The following is an 18,215-nucleotide window of genomic DNA, read 5'->3' as shown; positions in this document are numbered from 1 at the left end:
AGAGTTGAGTGTTGAGAGCCCCAAGCCTCCACCAACCCGCCTCTCTCAACTCTCAACCCTCAACTCTCAACTCCTTCAGCAATGTCCATCATCGTTAACGAAAAGACCAAGGTTCTCGTCCAGGGCATCACCGGCGAGTTCGGCGGTCGTCACACCAAGCTCTCCCTCGACTACGGCTCCGCCATCGTCGCCGGCGTCACGCCGGGCAAGGGCGGCCAGTTCTTCGAACACGGCTCCCACAAGGTTCCGATCTTCAACACCGTCGCCGACGCCGTCGCCGCCACCGGCGCGACCGCCTCCGCGGTGTTCGTCCCGCCGCCCTTCGCCGCCGACGCCATCCTCGAGGGCGTCGACGCCAACCTCGACCTCTGCGTCGCGATCACGGAAGGCATTCCGATCCGCGACATGATCCAGGTGAAGCGCGCCATGCAGGGCAAGAAGACCCGCCTCATCGGCCCGAACTGCCCTGGCATCGTCACGCCCGGCGCCGGCAAGGACTCGAACGGCGGCTGCCGCATCGGCATCGCTCCCGGCTACATTCACAAGAAGGGCCACGTCGGCGTCGTCTCCCGCTCCGGCACGCTCACCTACGAGGCGGTGTTCCAACTCACCTCGAAAGGCATCGGCCAGTCGACCTCCGTCGGCATCGGCGGCGACCCCGTCAACGGCACCTCGCACCTCGACGTCATCAAGCTCTTCAATGAAGACCCCGACACCTGGGGCATCATCATGATCGGCGAAATCGGCGGCAGCGCCGAAGTCGAGGCCGCGCGCTGGATCAAGGCCCACTGCAAGAAGCCCGTCGCGGGCTTCATCGCCGGTGCGACCGCCCCCAAGGGCCGCCGCATGGGCCACGCTGGCGCGGTCGTCGGCGGCGCCGAGGACACCGCCGCCGCCAAGATCGCCGTCTTCCAGGAATGCGGCATCGAAGTCGCGGTCACGCCCTCCGACATGGCCGACGCCCTCGAGCGCTCCGCCAAGCGCCTCGGCGTCAAACTCGCCTAATCGCGAACGTCGCCACTCACTCACGAAGGCCGGGCCGCAATGCCCGGCCTTTTTCGTGCCCGCCCATCCCGCGCCCACTCGCAAACCAGCCCAGCCACCGTAGCTCGGCATCCCGGACATCGCGAGGCCCGCGCCGCGGGCCGTGGCGATCCAGCGAAACCCTTTCGCGCCCGTTCACGTGCTTCGCGGGCAACCCAGCCTCCTCGCCTCGCCCTCACGCCACCGCGTCGACCTCGATCTCGAACAGCAGATCGTCGCGGCACACCACGCTCGCCGTGTTCACCACCGGCAGCGCTTCCTGCGCGTGCTCGGCCTGCCAGGCCTGGAAATGCCGCACGTCCGCCGCGTGCCGGTGATACGCCGTCGCCCGCGTGACGTGCCGCCAGTCCATGCCGCGCGAGTGCAGGATCGCCGCCACGACTTCCATCGTGAGGTCGACCTGGCGCCGCACGTCGCCCACCCACGCCGTGCGGCCGTCCGGATGGATGCTCGCCGTGCCCGACACCGTCAGCCACCGCCGGTCGCCCACCGGGACTTCCATCGCGCGGCTGAACGAACTGCCGTAAGCCGGCGCCGGGCATTGCCGGGGCGAGGCAATCTCCCGCGGCGTCAGCAGCGCGTTCCCCCTTTCGGGCGCCAGGCCCGTCCCGCCACCTCGAGCGCCGCGCCGGTGCGGTTGCGCGCCCCGATGCCCGTGCTCGCCGGCAGCGATCCCGACCGCCACCGCACGCCGGCGTAGTGCGCCGTGCGCACCCGGTTGAAATCGCCATACCACGCCAGGATGTCGTCGTTGTAGAACCACGTCCGCACGACGTCACCGAGCTCGAATCCCGCCAGGTCGAGCGCCAGCTCCGCCTCGGCGAACATCTGCTGCACCTGCGCCGCCTTCGGCAGCATCAGCGCTCGCGGCGCGACGCCGCCGAGCCACAGATGCCGCGCGGCGCCGTCATCGGCCACCGAGCCGACGACGCGTCCGCCGACGCGGAGGCGCTCCACCGCCGTCCCGTGCCACCCCAGCGCCTGCACGCCGGCCAGCTCCGCTCCGTCGCACGCCGCGCACTCGATCCACGTCACGGGAAAATTCACCTCGCCCCACCCCGCCCGCAGCGCGGCCTCGCGCTCTCCGGCCCGATCGACCGCCCCGTAGACGAACAAGGCCACCACCGTCGCCCGCGTCGCCGCGATCCGCTCCGCCAGCCGCCGGAAGGTGACGCCCGCCGCTTCACCGGCACGCGGCCATTCGGTCCAGCACGACTCGGGCACCGGACGCGAGGCGGACGTGGCAGGGACGGGGAACGGCGTCGCACTCGCAAAAGGGGGCATGCGAGCTGTGACGCCGTCTCCGCCGGCGAGTTACCCCGCCGCGAGCCGCACGTGACTCAACACCTCCGGCAATACGCGCTATAAGACGCCATGCTTTGCCCAGGCCATGCGTAGCCGGCATAACGCCCGGGCGTCATGATGGCATCTGCGCGCCCCACGCGCCGCGCGTTTCCGGTTCGCCGTGAACTCGCCCCCTTTTCTTCCCCGCTCCGCCGCACCGGCCTCCGGCTCGCTCTCGCCTTGGCCGTGGCCGGTCCCGCAATCGCAAGCTCCCCGTCCCCGGCGACCGCCGCGCCGGTGGAGCCTTTTGAAACGACGGAGACCGCGACGCCCCGCTCGCGTCTCGACGACCTCGTGCTCGCGGATCTCGCCGCCCTCGGGCTGACACCGGCCGTCCCGTGCAGCGACGCCGTCTTCCTGCGCCGCGCCTACCTGGACGTCATCGGCACGCTGCCCACGGCGGACGAGGCGCGCGCCTTCCTCGCCGAGCGTGCGCCGGACAAGCGCGCCGCGCTCATCGACCAGCTGCTGGGCCGCGAGGAGTTTGCCGACTACTGGGCGATGCGCTGGAGCGACGTGCTGCGCGTGAAGGCCGAATTTCCCGTCAACCTCTGGCCCAACGCCGCCCAGTGCTACCATCGCTGGATCCGCGACGCCATGCACGACGGCCTGCCGCTCGACCAGTTCGCCCGCGAGCTGCTCACCGCCAACGGCAGCAACTTCCGCGTCGGCCCCGCCAACTTCTGGCGCGCCGCCGCCAACCGCCAGCCCGCCGGCCTCGCCCGCGTCGTCGCGCTCACCTTCCTCGGCACCCGCATCGAATCGTGGCCCGCCGGCCGGCTCGATGCCTTCGCCCCGTTTTTTCCCAGCTCAGCTACAAGGCCACCCGCGAATGGAAGGAGGAGATCGTCTTCTTCGATCCCACCCTCCCACGCCCCGCCACCGTCCTCCGTTTTCCCGACGGCTCGCCCGCCACGCTCGCCCCCGACGCCGATCCGCGCGACGCCTTCGCCGAGTGGCTGCTCCGTCCCGACAACCCCGCCTTCGCCCGCGCCCTGGCCAACCGTCTCTGGGCCTGGCTCCTCGGGCGCGGCATCGTCCAACCGGTCGACGACTTCCGCCCCGACAACCCGCCCGCGAACGCCGCCCTGCTCGATCACCTCGCCGCCACCCTCGTCGCCTCGCACTACGACCTGCGCGCGCTGCTCCGCGAGATCCTCACCTCCCAAACCTACCAGCGCTCCTCGCTCGCGCCCACCGACGACCCGTGCGCCGAGGCCCACTTCGCCTTCTACGCCCCGCGCCGGCTCGACGCCGAGGTGCTGATCGACGCGCTCAACCAGATCACCGGCACGCACGAGAGCTACACCAGCGCGATTCCCGAGCCGTTCACCTTCATCCCCGCCGAGCAGCGCGCCATCGCCCTCCCCGACGGCAGCATCACGAGCGGTTTCCTGGAAAAATTCGGCCGCCCCGCCCGCGACACCGGCGAGGCCGCCGAGCGCACGTCCACCGTCACCGCCGCCCAGCGCCTCCACCTGCTCAACTCCACCCACGTGCAGCGCAAGCTCGAGCAGGGTCCCGCGCTCGCGGCGCTCCTCCGCCGCCCGCAACCCGTCGACGAGCTCTTCCTCACCTTCCTCGCGCGCCCGCCCACGGCAGCGGAGCGCGCCGTCGTCACGGCGCACCTGCGCGCGTCCAAGCCGCCGCGCCGCGCCGCCCTCGACGTCGCGTGGGCCCTCGTGAACAGCGCCGAATTCCTCCACCAGCACTGACCCCCGCCCCCATGCCCCTCCACCACAGCGAAGACCCGCATCGCTGGAGCCTCGACGCCGAGCTGCGCACGCTCGGCCTCCGCGGCGCGCCCCTCACGCGACGCGAGGCGATCCGCCTCGGCCTGCTCGGCGCCGCCGGCTTCGCCCTCGGCTCGCGGCTCGCCGCGGCCGAACGCCTCGCCGCTCCCGCGGCGGCTCCGGTCGTCGCGCCGCGGGCCCGCTCCGTCATCCAGATCTGGCTCTGGGGCGGCCCCTGCCACATCGACACCTTCGATCCCAAGCCCGACGCCGGCCAGGCCTACACCGGCCCGCTCGCCACCGCGCTCGCCACCAACGTCGCCGGCATGCGCATCGGCGAACTCCTGCCGCTGCTCGCGAAGCAGGCCGACAAATACGCGCTCATCCGCAGCATGAGCCACAACAACAACTCGCACGAGACCGCCGCCTACATGGTGCAGACCGGCCAGCCCGCCGGGCGCGACGTGTTCCCCGGCGCGGGCGCCGTGGTGTCCTTGTTCAAGGGTTACGACGCCGGCTACCGCGGCCTGCTTCCGCCCTACATCGTGCTCACCGAGCTGCAGGGCCGCTTCTCGGAATCGGGTTTCCTCGGCGCGCGCTACCGTCCCTTCGCCACCGGCGGCGATCCGGCCGCCGACCGCTTCGTCGTCGAAGGCGTCGTGTCCCCCAGCCTCGACGACACCCGCCAGCGCGCGCGCCGCGACCTCCTGCACCAGCTCAACACCTACGCGCACGCCACCCGCTCCGGCGAACCGCGCCTGAAAGCCTTCGCCCGCTGCGAGGACGAGGCCTACGAGATGATCCTCGGCGACGCCGGCAAGGTCTTCGATCTCTCCACCGAGACCGCCGCGGTCCGCGAGCGCTATGGCCGCAACACCTTCGGCCAGTCCTGCCTCATGGCCTGCCGCCTTGTCGAGAAGGGCGTCCCCTACGTCACGATCAACTACAAGGGCTGGGACACCCACAAGCAGCACTTCCAGCAGATGCGCCGCAAGCTCCCCGAGTTCGACCGCGGCCTCGCCACGTTGCTCGACGATCTCGCCCAGCGCGGCCTGCTCGACTCGACGATCGTGTGGGCCGGCGGGGAATTCGGCCGCACGCCGAAGGTCCTCTGGGAAGCCCCGTGGAACGGCGGGCGTGGCCACTACGGCAAGGTCTTCTCCACCCTCGTCGCCGGCGGCGGTTTCCGCGGCGGACAAGTCATCGGTGCCTCCGACGCTCGCGGCGAGGAACTCGCCTCCGACCCCGTCGCGCCCTCCGACCTCATCGCGAAAATCTATCGCCAGCTCGGCATCGCCGCCGATGCGCGCCTGCCCCATCCCGAAGGGCTCGACCTCCGCGCCGTGCCCGAGGGCGCCGGCCAGGCCCTCGCCGCCCTCACATGACGCCGCTCCCGTCCATCCCGCGAAACTCATCGAGCGCTGTGCGCCGCTCGCTCGCGCGCGTTCTCGCGGTTGTCGGCGGTTTCATTGCCTTCGCCCACGTCCTTTCCGCTCAACCCGCCGCGCCCGGCCGCGCCGCCCCGCACCTCGCCTACGTCTACCCCGCCGGCGCCGTCCGCGGCTCCACGCTCACGCTCACCGTCGCCGGGGAACACCTGGCCGACGCCACCCTCGCCCACTTCAACGGCCCCGGTCTGCGCGCGCGCCTCACCGGCTACGAACGTCCTCTCACCCAGCGCGAGGCCGTCGAACTCCGCGAGCAGGTCGAACAGCTGCGCCAGCGGCGCTCCGCCGACGCCGCCAAGTTCACCGCCGCGGACGCCGCGAAACTGGCCGATCTCCAGGACACGCTCGCCCGCCGCAATCCCAACGCCAGGACACCCGCGCTCGCCGAATCCGTCACCCTCGAGCTCACCGTCGCCCCCGACGCCCCGCCCGGCACCCGCGAGCTCCGCCTCGCCACCGCCAACGGCCTTTCCAACCCGCTCGTGTTCCAGGTGGGGACGCTCCCCGAAGTCACAGCCCCGGTCGTCACCGCCACCTCCGCGGGCAATGCCGCGCGCCGCGGCCAGGCGCCCATCGCCGCCAAGCGTGGCCCACCGCTCGCCGTCGCGCTCCCCACGGTCGTCAACGGCCAGATTCTTCCCGGCGAGATCGACGCGCTGCGCTTCACCGCCCGTCGCGGCCAGCAACTCACTTTCGCCCTCCAGGCCCGCGCGCTCATCCCCTACCTCGCCGACGCCGTGCCCGGCTGGTTTCAAGCGGTGCTCCACCTCCGCGATTCCTCCGGTCGCGAGATCGCCTTCAACGACGACTTCCAGTTCCGCCCCGATCCGGTCATCGGCTGCGAGATCCCCGCCGACGGCACCTACGAGCTCGAGATCCACGACGCGCTCTACCGCGGCCGCGAGGATTTCGTCTACCGCGTCACCCTCGGAGAGCTGCCCTTCATCCGCAGCGTCTTCCCGCTCGGCGCCCCGCGCGGCTCCACTCCGCGTCTCGCTCTCACTGGTTGGAATCTCCCCGCCACCGTCCTCTCCGTCGACACCTCCGCCCGCCCCGCCGGCATCATGCGTCTTTCCGTCCATCGCGACAGCCATGCGTCCAACTCGATCCGCTTCGCGCTCGGCGAGACTCCGGAGATCACCGAACCGGACTCGTCCGACTCGCCATCTCCCGCCCTCCCGCTCCCCGGCATCGCCAACGGCCGCATCGCGCGCGCCGACGAGAGCGACGCCTACCGCTTCACCGGGCGCACCGGCCAGGCCATCGTCGCCGAGGTCATCGCCCGCCGCCTCGACTCGCCGCTCGATTCCTACCTCGAGCTCCACGCGCCCGACGGTCGCCTCCTCGCACGCAACGACGACACGGAGGACAAGACCGAAGGCCTCCTGACCCATCAGGCCGACTCCCGCGTCGCCTGCACCTTGCCGAGCGACGGCGACTACACCCTCGTCGTCGGCGACACGCAGCACCGCGGCGGCCCGGAATTCGGCTACCGCCTCGCGCTCCACGCCGCGGCGCCCGACTTCGCCCTGCGCGTCACGCCATCCGCCGTGAATGTCCCGGCTGGCGGTCACGCGCTCGTCACCGTGTTCGCGCTGCGGCAGGATGGCTTCGACGGCCCGATCGACCTCGCGCTCGCCTCCGGTGCCCGCGGTCTCCGGCTCGATGGCGCGCGCATTCCGGCCGGCGCCGACAGCGTGCAGCTCACGCTCTCCGCCTCGGCCGGCCTCGCCGCGCCGGGACCGCTGACGCTCGGCCTCACCGGCACCGCCACCATCGCCGACCGTGTCGTCACTCGCGTCGCCGCCCCTTGCGACGACACGATGCAGGCCTTCCTTTACCGGCACCTCGTCCCGGCTGCGCAGTGGCTCGTCCAGCTCACGCCGCGCGCCCCGGGCTTCCGACTGGCCGCCCCCGAGCGCCTGCAACTCGTCCCGCGTCAGGCCGCCTCCGTGGCGATCGAGATGCCCGCTGCCGGGCCGCCACTCGCCCAGGTGACGGCCGAGCTCGTCAATCCGCCCCTGGCCTCGTCCTTTCCGCCAGCCGCCTACAAGGCCGGACACTCGAGCTCACGCTCACCGCCGAATCACTGCCTCCCGTCGCCCAGCGCGCCGGCAATCTCGTCTTCGCGCTGACCGGCACGCGAGTTTCCCGCGACGGCAAATCCGACGCTAAGCCGCGGCCACTCGGCCTCGCTCCCGCGCTGCCCTACGCGTTCGTCGCGCCGCCGGATGAGCGCGCGCCGCACTGAGCCGATCGAACGGCTCACTCGCGCGGCACGACGATCTCCAGTTTCACGCGGCAGCCGAGCGCCGCCGCGACGCGCACCAGCGTGTTCAGCGTCAGCGAGGCGTTGAGCGGATCGAGCACGCGGTTTACCGCCGCGCGGCTCGTGCCGAGCGAGCGCGCGAGTTCCGACACGGACAGATCGAGCCGCTCCATGCGATGCATGAGCGTCGTCGCGATCACGCGCTTCAGCGCCGTCGCCTCGACATCGCTGTAGATGCCCTCCTCGCGCAGCCGCTCTGTCGAAGTTTCCTCGAATCGATTCCGTTTGTCCTGCTCCATCCCCAAACTGAATCAGAAAAGATACGCTTTGGCGCCGAAAAAATCGCCCGCCGCAAAAAATTTTCCGTCGAAACCATCTGGTCTAAGCGCACCAGATGCAGGCAGTTGCTGTAGCCTGGACCGCCGATGCGAAATTTCGCACGCAGATTTTTCTGGCGTCACGCGCGGCGATTTGATCGTTTCGCGTCGCATCAGGAAAGGATCGACGGAGCAATCCGCCGGTTCTGCCAACCGGGTCTAGGAGTGATCACGGTGGTTCCGAGTGGCGAAAGTCACCCGGATGCGCGGGCGGTAAAACGCTCGAACAAAAAACTCCTCCGAAAAAAGCGAAAAGCCGCCTGATGCCCTCAGGCGGCTTTCGTTTTTCAGGAAAAAACCTGAAGCGCGAACGATTAACTCACCATCAACCGCTCACGCATCATGTCCAACGTCATCAGCCTCCCCGCCCTCCGCGTCAACGCCGAGAACCCGAACCACCACCTGTGGAACAACAACGGCACGTGGTTCCTCCACTACACCGTTTACCCGACGCCCTTCACCAAGGAGCGTATCCGCCGCTCGCTCGGCACCAAGGACCTCGCCGTCGCCCGCCAGCGCCGCGACTCCTTCTTCCAACACCTGCTGGGCCAAGCCACGCCGTCGAAGACCGCCGTCGCCTGAGACCCGGGACGATTTCGTTCAGTCCATAGTTCAGAAGCCCGTGCGGTGCCCGCGCGGGCTTTTGCGTTTCGGCCGCTACCGGATGGCGCGCCCCGCCTCAGGGGATGCGCAGCCGCTGCCCCACGCGCAACGCGTTCGCGCCCTGCAGCGCCTCACGGTTGGCGTTGTAGATCTCCTGCCAGCGATTCGCCGTGCCGTAGTAGCGGAGGCTGAGCCGCGAGAGCGAGTCCCCTCCGACACGGTGTGGTAACGCGCCTCGACCGGCGCCGCCGCACTGGCGGTCGGTGCCGCGATCGGAGCCGACGTCACCGGCTGGCTGGCGGAGGCGAGGCTGGCGGCCGGCGTGCCGAGACGCGCCGCCGCCGCGATCTGGTCGAGCGTGCCCTGCGCCTGCGCGAGGCGGGCCGCGAGAGCGCTATTCTCCTGCCGCAACTGCGCCACGGCCAGCTGGCGCTCGCGATCCAGGGTCCGGTTCGACTCCGCCAAGCTCTGGTTCGAGGTTCGCAAACCCTCGGTCTCACGGCGCAGCTGCGCCAGTTGGGCCGTCAGCGCGTCGACGTTCTGCGCGGCGCTTCGCTCGGCGTCCGTCCGCAGCTGCTCCGCGCTCTTCTGCGCCTGGGCCAGCCGCGCCGACTCCGCTTGGGCGGCGGTGAGCTGCTGCCGCAGCGCGTCGCGCTCCTGCTCGAGCTTCTGGTTCGTGGCGGTCAGCTCGGCGACCGACGATCCCTGCGAATCCGTCGCCTTCTCCGCTTCGGCAAGCCGCGTCCGCAGCGCCGCGAGTTCGGCTTGCGCCTTGTCCGCGGTCGCCTGCGCCGTGCTCGCCGCCTGGGTCGCATCGGTCTGCTGCTGGCGGAGCTGCTCGATCTGCCGCTGGGCGGCGACCAGCTGGGCGCCCACGCCCTTCAGGCGCTCGTCGAGCGCCTTGTTCTCGTCGGCCAGCTTGGTGTTCTCGGCGCCGGTCGTGCGCTCGGCCTCGGCCAGCTTCTGCGTGAGCACGGCGATCTGCGTCTTGAAATCCGCCTTCTCCTGCTGGAGGCGGTTGTTCGCCTCCGTCAGCTCCGCCACCGTGGAGCTATGGGCCCCCTCGGCTTTTTCCGCCTCGGCGGCCTGCGCCTTGAGCGCGTCGCGCTCCTGCGTGAGCTTTTCGGCATCGGCGACGAGCTTGTCGTTCTGCCTTTTCAAGTCTCCGGCGGTCGCGGTCAGTTCGCGCACGCGGGCCTGCACCTGATCGAATTCCACCCGGCTCGGGCCGTCGTCCGCCTGTTTCGCGGCCAGCAGCGCGCGATTGGCATCGCCGAGCGCCTTGCTCGTCTCACGCGCCTTCTGCAGCTGCTCGGCCAGCGTGCTGATCTCGCGCGCGGCCGCGATACGGTCGTCCTCGATGGACGACTCGAGCTGCTTCACCCGGTCCTGCAGCGTCCGAATCTCCATCTGATAAGCGTCGGGACGCGCCGCATTCACGGCCTGGGCCTGCGCGGCGAGCGCCGCCTCGGCCGTCTTCTGCGCATTGGCAAAGTCCTGCTCGAGCTTGGCGTTCGCCGCCGTCAGCTCGGCCACCTGGTTCCGGAGCCGCTCGTTGGCCTGCGTCGCGTCGGTCAGGTCGCTTTGCAGCTTGGCGTTCGCCGGCGCGCCCGCCGCCCGCGCCTCGTCGAGCTGCCGCTGCACCGTCGCGAGCTGGGTTTGCGCCGCCTGCAGGGCCGCTATCCGGTCCGCCGCCTCGCGCTGGAGCTGCTGCACCTGGGCCCGCAATTCCGGCAGCTGCGCGGCTTCGCGCTGCAGGCGCGCCTGCTCGTCCTGCGCGCTCGCCAGCCCCGCGGCCGACGCCCGCAGCCGTGCGAGCTCGTCGCGCAACCCGGCCGCCGCCGCCGCGTCCTTCTGCGCCGCCGCGAGCGCGCGCTCCAGCCGATCGTTCTCCGCGGTCAGTTCCGCCACGCTCGCGCTGCTCTGCTTCAGCGCCTCGTTCGCTTCCGTCAGCTTCGCCTGCGCGACCGTCGCGTCCGCCCCGGCAGAGCGGACCTGCTCCAGCTGCCGGCGCAGCGAATCCCGCTCTGTGGTGAGATCGTGCACGGCCTGCTCCGCCTGCGCGAGGGACGCCTTGTTCGTCGCCAGCTCGCCCTGGAGCGGCTCCAGCGCGGTGCGAGCGGCGTCGCGTTCGCGTTGGGCGGCGGCCGCCTGGCGCTCGGCGCGCTCGCGGTCGAGTCGCGCACCGCTCAGCGCCTGGTTGGCTTTCTTGAGATTTTCTTCCGCCGCGGCGACCCGGGCATCGAGATCGCCCGCCGGCGCGCCGGCCTGGCTGGCGCGGGCGAGCTGCTGGCGCAGTGAATCGAGTTCCGTCGCGCGTTCACGCCCGGCCTGTTCCGCCGCCGCCAGCGCCGTCTTGGCATTCGCCAAGTCGGCCTCCAGCGCGCTCGCGCGCTGGGCCTTCTCGGTCGCGGCCGCGAGCTGCTCGCGCAGCGCCTTGGCGGTCGCGTCGCCTCCGGCGGCGGAGGTGTTCGCGACGGAGAGCTGCTGGCGCAGCGTCGCCAGCTGGGTCTCCAGCGCGCCCCGCGCGGCGGTGGCATCCGCCAGATCCTTCTCCAGCGCGGCGGCGCGCGTCTTCGCGGCCTCGAGTTCGCGCGGGGCGGCGGAGAGCTGCGTCACCTGCGTGCGCAGGGCCGCGGCGTCCTTCGCCGCGGTCGCGAGCCGTTCGTTCTCGGCGCGGAGCGCTGCCAGCTGGCTGGCGATCGATTCGGCGCCTTTCGCGGCGTCGCGCAGCGTGGCGATGTCCGCCTGGAGCTGCTGGTTCTGCTGTTCGGCCGCGGCGAGCGCGGCGCGCAGCTTCTGGAATTCGTCGCGCAGCTTGCCGGCATCCTCGCGGATGCTGGCGCGATCGGCCTCGGCGACCGCCAGCTGCGTCTGGAGGTCGTCGACCTGCTTCTTCGCCGCGATGAGCGGTGCGTCGTTGCGCTGGGCGGCGACGGCCAGCTTCGCGTTCTCGTCCGCGAGCTGCTGCACCCGGGCGCGGAGCGCCTCGAGTTCCTTCGTCGCCGTCGCCGCGGACTGGGCCGTGCCGCGCGCGGTCTCCAGCTCGCCTTGCAGGGTGGCGAGCTTGGCGGCGTTGGTCTCGGCCGCCGAGCGGGCGGCGGAAAGATCGGCCTGCGCGGCCTTGAGTTCGGCGCGCGCCTTCTCCTCCGCGGTCGTGGAGGCGCTGAGCTGCGCGCGCAGCTGCTCGGCCTGGGCGGGCGACGCGGTGCCGGACTTCAGGCGGGCGACATCGTTTTCCAGGCGGCTGTTGATCGCGCGCAGGCTGCTCGCCTCGCCCGCCAGGCGGCGCAGGCGGGCAATCTCGTCCTGCAACGCGCGCGTGTCGCTGTTGGACTTGGTGGCGAGCTCCTCCCGCGCCGCCGCCAGTTCCTTTTCCAGCCGCGCGACGCTGGCGGTGCTGTCGTCGAGCCGGCGCCGCACGTCGGCCAGCTCGTTGCGCGCCTGATCGAGTTCCTCGCCGGAGGCACTGCGTTCGTTGAGCGATTTCTCGAGCGACTGGGCCCATTTCTCGAGCTCGGCCTTTTCGGACTCCACGCGCGCCTTCTCGAGGGTGAGGCGCTGGTTGGCCTCGGCGAGGCGGTTGTTCGCCGCCTGGAGGCGCTCGAGGTCCTCGCGCAGGGTCTTGGCCGGGACGCCGGCGGAAACCGTCGGCGGCGGAACGGTCGGGGTGCTGGCGACGGCCGGCGCCGGACCCGGGGAGCGACGGAGCTGGCTGCGCAGTTCGGCGAGAATGCGCTCGGACTGCGTCCGCTGCTCCGCGCTGAGGGTCTTGGCCACGTAATCGCGGCCCTGCGAGACTGCGCCGCCCTCGGTGCCGAGGGTGAGCCAGGCGAAGGCGGTGGCCGGATCGGCCGGGAGCCCGCCGCGACCGGTGACGTAGAGGAGGCCGAGATTGTTTTGCGCGGGGGCGAAGCCCTGCAACGCCGCCTGGCGGTAGAGGCGCACAGCGGCCGCGTCGTCCTGCTTGATGCCGCGACCGTCCTCGTAGAGCAGGCCGAGGTTGTATTGGGCGCGGGCGTAGCCCTGCTCGGCGGCGAGCTGATACCAGCGCGCGGCCTGGGCCTCGTCCTTGCGGACGCCGCGGCCGACCTCGTAGACGAGGCCGAGGTTGTATTGCGCCTCGGCGAGGCCGCGTTCGGCGGCGGCCTTGAACCAGATGTTGGCCTCGAAGTCGTCCTTCGCCACGCCGCGGCCGCTGGCATACATGTTGCCGACGTTGAACTGCGCGACGGGGAAGCCCTGCTCGGCGGCCTTCAGGTAGTAGCTGAAGGCCTGTTTCTCGTCCGGTGCGACGCCGCGACCGAGCTCGTAGGCGAGCCCGAGGTTGAACTGCGCCGGGGCGAAACCCTTGCCGGCCGCGCGCTGATACCAGGCGAGCGCGCCGGCGTAGTCCTTGGCCTGCGAGAGATTATTGCCGAGGACGTTCTGCGCTTCGACATCGCCGCTCTCGGCGCGCTGGCGGATGGCGGCGAGGTCGGGCGCCGGAGCGTCGGCCGCACGCATCGCCGCTCCGAGAGACAAGAGGGCGCAGAGAAAAACGGTCACGCGCCACTGGCGCGACGAACCGAACCGAAAAAAGCTCCCGAGGGGACCAACGATGCGCACCGCTTAAGCTAAGGAGAAAACCTTAGTCGGGAGCAAGGCTGCATCCTGCATGCCGTGTATGATTTTCTTGTCCGGCGGGCAGAAGGTCGCGAGTGCGCCGGAGAGCCGAGCGGCTCCATCGACGACGAAATAATACGGGCAGAGCCGGAGCCGTCCGGCCCGCGGGGCGGCGACGGGGGCCGCGTCCGCCACGCCGTCGGGGGCCTTCACGTAGAGGGGTGCTCGACGCGCTTGGGTTTGCGGTATTCCTGCAGGACGTGGAGGTTCGTGGGCGCGAGTTTCAGGGCCTGCTCGACGCCGGCCTGCCATTCTTCGCGCGAGCAGTCGCTGCCGAGCACGACGCTGCGCGCGCCCCAGGCGGTCTCGTGGAAGCCGGAAATCTTGATGATCAGGTCGCGCTCTTTCTGCGACGCCGCGATCAGGTCGCGCCAGTCGTTGAGCGCGCGGCCGCCGACGCGGGGGCCGTCGAGCACGGCTCCGGGCGGCAGCGGCGCGGGGTCCATGATCCACGACTGCGGGATGAGCTGACGGAGCGTGGCGAGGGATTTGCGGCTGATGTTTTCGGCCCAGAAGTCGCCGAGCAGGTGGTGGTGAAAGAGCGCGAGCGCGAGCTTCTCCTCCTGGAAGTGCCGCATTGGCGGCGCGATGGCGACCTGGCCGGCGCTCCACGCCTCGAGGATGTGCGGCGCGACGCGGACGTTGGCCCAGTCGAACAGCTCGAAGAAGCGATAGATGATGTCGATCTTCTCGGGCGTGCCCTCGACGTCGAAGAAGAGCTCGCCGCCGAGCGGGAACACGTCGTCGGGCGCGAGGCAATGGACGCGGCGGCCGCGGCGCTGGAGCTGGTCGGCCAGCCACTGCATCTCGGGGCGGTAGGTGCCGGCCTCCTCGCTGACGAGGATGGCAATGAGCGGGTTGGCGACCTCGGTCCGCAGGGCGGCGAGCGAGGCATAGAAGTTGCCGATCATCGTGTCGCCGTGGCCGAGCACGCGGTCGCCGGCCTCGTCGGCGTAGAGGCGGTTCAGGAAGGCGGTGAGGCCGATGCCGCCGGGGACGGAGTCGAGCTCGGTGAGCGCGAAGCCCTCGTCGGTGAGCAGCAGGTCCGGCCGCAGCACGGTGGGAAAGGCGCCGCGGTTCTTCGGGTCGCGCGCGTGGCGGACGAGGTCGGCGGGCTTGCCGCGATCGAGGTAGTCCGCGACCCACGGCGCGAGCAGCGGCTTGTTGCGCAGGAGATTCTTCCCCGTCGCGGAGCGCAGGTAGAGCGTCTCGAGTGCCTGGTGAAACTCGAGGCAGGCGGCACCGATCGCCTCGAGCTGCTGCGCCTGCTCCGGTGTCAGCGGCCACGCCTCCGGTGAGAGCTGCCAGGTCTTCGCCTCGAAGAGCGGCTGGGCCCGGAGGGAGGATTGGATGTGAGCGTGGGCGAGGCCGGACATGGTCGGAGGACTGGGGACGGAATGCGGAGGACGGGAAAACTCAAATGGCTCGTGCGTGTTCGGGCGAAAGCGGGCGGCGCTGTATTTTCGGCTCTCGGTCTCCAGTCCTCCGTCCTCTGGCCTCGGTCCTCCGTTTACTCGTCGTCCATCTGGATGTCCTTGTTGCGGTGGCGCGGGCAGCCCGCGCGCAGCCAGGCGTAGACGAAGCGGTCGAGATCGCCGTCGAGCACCCCCTGCGTGTCGCTGGTGGAGACGCCGGTGCGGAGGTCCTTCACCATCTGGTAGGGCTGCAGCACGTAGCTGCGGATCTGGCTGCCCCACCCGATCTCGCCCTTCTCGCCGTAGAATTTCTCCATCTCGCTGCGCTGCTCGTCCTGGCGCTTCTCGTAGAGGCGGGCCTTGAGGACGTTCATGGCGCTGGCGCGGTTCTTGATCTGCGAACGTTCGTTTTGGCAGACCACAACCATGCCGGTCGGGATGTGCGTGATGCGCACGGCGGAGTCGGTCGTGTTGACGCCCTGGCCGCCCTTGCCGGAGGAGCGGTAGACGTCGACGCGGATTTCGCTGTCGGGAATCTCGATCTCGATCTCGTCGGTGACTTCCGCAACGACGTCGACGGCGCAGAACGACGTGTGGCGGCGCTTGTTCGCATCGAAGGGGCTGATGCGCACGAGGCGGTGCACGCCGCGCTCGGCCTTGGCGTAGCCGTAGGCGTTCTCGCCCTTGATGAGGAGCGTCGCCTTGGTGATGCCGGCCTGGTCGCCCATCTGCACGTCCTGCACCTCGACCTCGAAGCCGCGGCGTTCCGCCCAGCGCAGATACATGCGGAAAAGCATGTCGCACCAGTCATTCGACTCCGTGCCGCCCGCGCCGGACTGGATCGAGAAGATGGCGTTGTTGCGGTCGAACTGGCCGGTGAGGAAGGATGCGATCTCGAGCTTGTCGAGTTCCTCGACCATGGCGGAGACGTTCGCGTCGAGTTCCTTCGCGTAGGCCTCCTGCTCGGCGGCGTCGGCCGATTCGATCAGCTCGACCATGACGGCGGCGTCATCGAGCTTCTTATTGAAGGCGACGAGCCCGCCGATGGTCTTCTTCAGGCCGTTGACCTTGGCGATGTGCTTCTGGGCCTTGTCACTGTTGTTCCAGAAATCCGGGGCGCCCATCTGCGCCTCCATCGCCTCTATTTCGCGCTGCTTTTGTTCGACGTCAAAGAAACCTCCACAAGTAGCCGGCGCGCTTCTTGATGTTCTCGAGGTGCGAAAAGGTTTCGGGAGCGATCATGTTGCTCCCATGAGCCCAAAGAGCTCAGGGCGGCGCAAGGGTTTTTTGCAGCTCCGGCAGGCGCGGGGGCGGGCCGAGGTAGACGACGCGGCGGTTGCCGAGCCAATACCACCGCTTCTCCGCCGGGGCCTCGCGCAGGAAAAACGTCCGCCGGTCCGCCAACTCGCGGTCGTCGGTGTCGTAAAGCACCACCGCCCACTCGCCCTGCGCCGGCACGGGCACCGCGATCGTCACCTTGAGATCCTTGCGCGGATAGGGTTCGAGCAGGAGCTCGGCGCCGACGCGCGCGTAGGCGCGCTGCGCGGCCGAGGCCGGATTGACGCGCAGCACGGACACCGCCTGCGGCGCCTCGGGCGCGACATCCCAGGCGCGCAACGGCCCGCGACGCCGCCGGCCGAAGCCGTCGTCGAAAATCTCATAGAGCGCCCCGTCCTTCGGCGCGGTCATGTCCTCGGGCGAACGCACCGGCGCGTGCCGCACCAGCACCGGCGCCGGCGGGCGCGGCGCGAAATCGACGCCGAGCCACGGCAGCACGCAGAAGGCCACGGGCACGGCGTTGGCCACGAGCGACGCCAGCCAGAAGCCCGTGAGGCGGGAGGGCGGCGCCGGCACCGGCGCGGTCTTCAGGTTGAGGGCGCGGATCTCATCGCAGACCGCGGCGAACGCCGCGACGGGATTCGCCCGCTGCGCGGGCTCCAGCGCCTCGCGGCTCTCGCGGGCCGCGCGGGTGGCGCGCGCCGGGCCATCGCGCCACGTCCATGGCGGCACCTCGCGCGCGTGGTCGGCCAGGAGGCCGTTGAGTCCCGCGCGGGCGATCCAGCGCAGGCCGAGCGCGAGGGCGGCCAGGGCGCCGGCCCAGAGCCAGGCACGCGCCGCCGCCGCGAGGACGATGGGCGCCGCCCAGACGGCGAGAAAAGCCGGCCAGCGGCCCAACAACCCGGGCGCCGCCGCGAGGACGCGGGCGGTGCGCTGCCAGAAGATCGCCGCCCGAAGCTGGTCCGCCCGTCGCGTCAGTTCGGTCGCACGGCGCGCATTCCACTCCGCGTGCGTGACGAAACCAAACTCACGCGCGTGCTCGCCGGCGAAGGCCAGCAGCATCAGTTCCGGGCGCGAGGGTTTGTCCTTCGCGAGCAGTTCCGCCAGCGCCGGGTCCGCCGCCGTCGCGTAGGCGCCGCGGAGGCGGTCGCGCCGGGCGGCGAGGTCCTTGTCGGGCTCGAACGCGAACCAAAGCAGCCGCGCCTGCGCCTGGTCGTCGGTGGCCGCGATCCAGCCGCGGGCGGCGGCGTCCTGCAGCGCCTCCATGCCCGCCCCGGCGAGCAGCGCGAGCACACGGCCCGCGGCGGCATCGAGCGCCTCGACCGCCCGGCGATACGGGCCGGTGCTGAGCACGCGGGCGAAGGCCAGCGCCTCCGCCGGCGGCGCATCGGAAAACATCTCCTGCAGGCCCGCGGCGTCGAGCCGCCAGCGTTGGACCGCGGGCGCCGCGGCGTAGCCGGCCGGGGCGAGCGCCCGCCAGGCGACGGTGGCAATCGCGGCCCGCCGGGCGTTCAGCGGCAGCGTCTGCCAGGCGAAGGACTCCACGTATCCCAGGATCTGTTCCACCCGCTCGTGCTCGGCCCGGAGGGCGGGAATCTCGGCGAGAAACCCGCGCATGGTCGGCTCGTCCGCCCGCGTCGGGAAGAACTGCCGCTGCCCATCGAAGGCATAGTCGGGCTGGAGGAAAAACTCGGCCGCCTCCGGCACCGTGAACGCGCGGCGTCCCCACCAGAAAAGCCGCGCGTCGCGCGGCAGGTCGTAGCGGTCGGGCACGTGCTCCCCCTGCACCCAATGCTGCACCTGGTGCCCGTGCCAGCGGCCGTCGCGCGAGCTGGCGAGCAGGCCGCGCAGCAGGCTGCGCAGGCGCGGACTGACGCTGTCGGGCAACAGCTCCACGGCGCCGGCCCGAACTCCCGAGGGATCGCGCTCGAGCAGCGCGGCCTCCGTGCGGGCGCGCAGCTCGGGCGGTTCACCGGTGACATCGCGCTCGAACAACAGGCCGTAGACGTGGCCGCCGTGCGCGATCTCCTGCGCCACGC

Annotated in this window: 12 protein-coding genes, 1 pseudogene and 1 riboswitch; of the genes and pseudogenes, 6 read left to right on the top strand and 7 right to left on the bottom strand. The window is 70.8% G+C overall.

What is annotated here, in order from left to right:
• Window positions 1-81: 81 nt before the first annotated feature.
• Window positions 82-1,005 (top strand): succinate--CoA ligase subunit alpha, encoded by a 924-nt coding sequence (gene sucD / locus ACMYLB_RS09570; RefSeq protein ID WP_415910696.1) that lies wholly within the window; start codon window positions 82-84, stop codon window positions 1,003-1,005.
• Between the two features lie 214 nt (window positions 1,006-1,219).
• Here sucD and ACMYLB_RS09565 read toward each other — a convergent pair whose 3' ends face one another.
• On the bottom strand, window positions 1,220-1,546 hold the full coding sequence (locus ACMYLB_RS09565; RefSeq protein WP_415910695.1) for a Rid family hydrolase: 327 nt from the start codon (window positions 1,544-1,546) through the stop codon (window positions 1,220-1,222).
• Window positions 1,547-1,614: 68 nt separating this feature from the next.
• A complete protein-coding gene (locus tag ACMYLB_RS09560; RefSeq protein WP_415910694.1) occupies window positions 1,615-2,328 on the bottom strand; it encodes a hypothetical protein in 714 nt (237 codons plus the stop codon).
• Window positions 2,329-2,463: 135 nt separating this feature from the next.
• Between ACMYLB_RS09560 and ACMYLB_RS09555 the strand changes: the two are divergent.
• The 4 genes and pseudogenes from ACMYLB_RS09555 to ACMYLB_RS09540 form a co-directional block, all read left to right on the top strand.
• Window positions 2,464-3,030, top strand: a pseudogene (locus ACMYLB_RS09555) (DUF1549 domain-containing protein); the annotation flags it as partial.
• Window positions 3,031-3,152: 122 nt separating this feature from the next.
• Entirely contained in the window at window positions 3,153-4,103 is a 951-nt protein-coding gene (locus tag ACMYLB_RS09550; RefSeq protein WP_415910693.1) for a DUF1553 domain-containing protein, read from the top strand.
• An 11-nt stretch (window positions 4,104-4,114) separates the two neighbouring features.
• A complete protein-coding gene (locus ACMYLB_RS09545) occupies window positions 4,115-5,506 on the top strand; it encodes a DUF1501 domain-containing protein (RefSeq protein ID WP_415910692.1) in 1,392 nt (463 codons plus the stop codon).
• Window positions 5,507-5,544: 38 nt separating this feature from the next.
• Window positions 5,545-7,704 (top strand): hypothetical protein, encoded by a 2,160-nt coding sequence (locus ACMYLB_RS09540; RefSeq protein ID WP_415910691.1) that lies wholly within the window; start codon window positions 5,545-5,547, stop codon window positions 7,702-7,704.
• A gap of 130 nt (window positions 7,705-7,834) precedes the next feature.
• Here ACMYLB_RS09540 and ACMYLB_RS09535 read toward each other — a convergent pair whose 3' ends face one another.
• A complete protein-coding gene (locus ACMYLB_RS09535) occupies window positions 7,835-8,137 on the bottom strand; it encodes an XRE family transcriptional regulator (protein WP_415910690.1) in 303 nt (100 codons plus the stop codon).
• A gap of 183 nt (window positions 8,138-8,320) precedes the next feature.
• Window positions 8,321-8,456: riboswitch (SAM-I-IV-variant riboswitch) on the top strand.
• 101 nt (window positions 8,457-8,557) lie between these two features.
• Here ACMYLB_RS09535 and ACMYLB_RS09530 point away from each other — a divergent pair.
• Window positions 8,558-8,797 (top strand): hypothetical protein, encoded by a 240-nt coding sequence (locus ACMYLB_RS09530; RefSeq protein ID WP_415910689.1) that lies wholly within the window; start codon window positions 8,558-8,560, stop codon window positions 8,795-8,797.
• Between the two features lie 75 nt (window positions 8,798-8,872).
• Here ACMYLB_RS09530 and ACMYLB_RS09525 read toward each other — a convergent pair whose 3' ends face one another.
• The 4 genes from ACMYLB_RS09525 to ACMYLB_RS09510 form a co-directional block, all read right to left on the bottom strand.
• Window positions 8,873-13,324, bottom strand: coding sequence for a hypothetical protein (locus tag ACMYLB_RS09525; RefSeq protein ID WP_415910688.1), 4,452 nt, complete (start codon window positions 13,322-13,324; stop codon window positions 8,873-8,875).
• A gap of 308 nt (window positions 13,325-13,632) precedes the next feature.
• On the bottom strand, window positions 13,633-14,859 hold the full coding sequence (locus tag ACMYLB_RS09520) for a hypothetical protein (RefSeq protein WP_415910687.1): 1,227 nt from the start codon (window positions 14,857-14,859) through the stop codon (window positions 13,633-13,635).
• 134 nt (window positions 14,860-14,993) lie between these two features.
• Window positions 14,994-16,140, bottom strand: a protein-coding gene (gene prfB / locus ACMYLB_RS09515; protein WP_415910686.1) for a peptide chain release factor 2 whose coding sequence is annotated in 2 segments (ribosomal slippage) — window positions 14,994-16,067 and window positions 16,069-16,140 — 1,146 coding nt in all. Because the reading frame shifts where the segments join, the coding sequence is not laid out codon by codon here.
• A gap of 24 nt (window positions 16,141-16,164) precedes the next feature.
• Window positions 16,165-18,213, bottom strand: coding sequence for a hypothetical protein (locus tag ACMYLB_RS09510; protein WP_415910685.1), 2,049 nt, complete (start codon window positions 18,211-18,213; stop codon window positions 16,165-16,167).
• Window positions 18,214-18,215: the final 2 nt, after the last annotated feature.

This window comes from Oleiharenicola sp. Vm1 (assembly GCF_047777955.1).
Taxonomy (GTDB): domain Bacteria; phylum Verrucomicrobiota; class Verrucomicrobiia; order Opitutales; family Opitutaceae; genus Didemnitutus.
This window is presented reverse-complemented; position numbering and strand designations above follow the sequence as displayed.

What these genes read in the sequence shown, in the direction of transcription:
- sucD (WP_415910696.1), top strand. Translation starts at nt 82, where the DNA reads ATGTCCATCATCGTTAACGAAAAGACCAAGGTTCTCGTCCAGGGCATC.
- ACMYLB_RS09565 (WP_415910695.1), bottom strand. Translation starts at nt 1,546, where the DNA reads ATGGAAGTCCCGGTGGGCGACCGGCGGTGGCTGACGGTGTCGGGCACG.
- ACMYLB_RS09560 (WP_415910694.1), bottom strand. Translation starts at nt 2,328, where the DNA reads ATGCCCCCTTTTGCGAGTGCGACGCCGTTCCCCGTCCCTGCCACGTCC.
- ACMYLB_RS09545 (WP_415910692.1), top strand. Translation starts at nt 4,115, where the DNA reads ATGCCCCTCCACCACAGCGAAGACCCGCATCGCTGGAGCCTCGACGCC.
- ACMYLB_RS09535 (WP_415910690.1), bottom strand. Translation starts at nt 8,137, where the DNA reads ATGGAGCAGGACAAACGGAATCGATTCGAGGAAACTTCGACAGAGCGG.
- ACMYLB_RS09530 (WP_415910689.1), top strand. Translation starts at nt 8,558, where the DNA reads ATGTCCAACGTCATCAGCCTCCCCGCCCTCCGCGTCAACGCCGAGAAC.
- ACMYLB_RS09525 (WP_415910688.1), bottom strand. Translation starts at nt 13,324, where the DNA reads ATGCGTGCGGCCGACGCTCCGGCGCCCGACCTCGCCGCCATCCGCCAG.
- ACMYLB_RS09520 (WP_415910687.1), bottom strand. Translation starts at nt 14,859, where the DNA reads ATGTCCGGCCTCGCCCACGCTCACATCCAATCCTCCCTCCGGGCCCAG.